Origin of the sequence: Dictyoglomus sp. (assembly GCA_025060475.1) — a bacterium.
GTDB lineage: Bacteria > Dictyoglomota > Dictyoglomia > Dictyoglomales > Dictyoglomaceae > NZ13-RE01.
In genome coordinates, this window is sequence record JANXBZ010000073.1 from 1 (window position 1) to 525 (window position 525).

Consider the following 525-nt stretch of genomic DNA (forward strand, 5'->3'; position numbering starts at 1 on the left):
CTGCCTTCATCTAATATCTTCCGAAACATCTCTAAACCAGTCGCTACTGTCTTACGAGTCTCCCTAAATCCCACTATCTCTACCTCATCACCTACCTTTATTACACCCCTCTCTACCCTGCCCGTCACTACTGTTCCACGACCAGAAATAGAAAATACATCCTCTATTGGCATCAAAAATGGCTTGTCTACCTCACGCTGAGGCTCAGGTATATAGTTGTCTAAAGCATCCAATAACTCCTGTATACACCTATACTCCTCTGCATTAACATCCTTACTCGTACTCTCCAATGCCTTAAGCGCTGAACCCTTCACTATCGGTATCTCATCCCCAGGAAATCCATACTTGCTAAGTAGTTCCCTAACCTCAAGCTCTACTAAATCCAATAACTCCGGATCATCTACCATGTCTACTTTGTTCATAAACACTACTATATAAGGCACCCCAACCTGCCTTGCAAGCAGTATATGCTCCCTAGTCTGTGGCATAGGCCCATCATTGGCTGCAACTACAAGTATTGCTCCA

General features: G+C 44.2%; 1 protein-coding gene. It reads right to left on the minus strand.

Annotation, left to right across the window (positions count from 1 at the left end; genetic code table 11):
• Positions 1-525 (minus strand): GTP-binding protein (locus NZ841_08570; protein ID MCS7202812.1); only part of this gene is annotated, 525 nt, incomplete at both ends.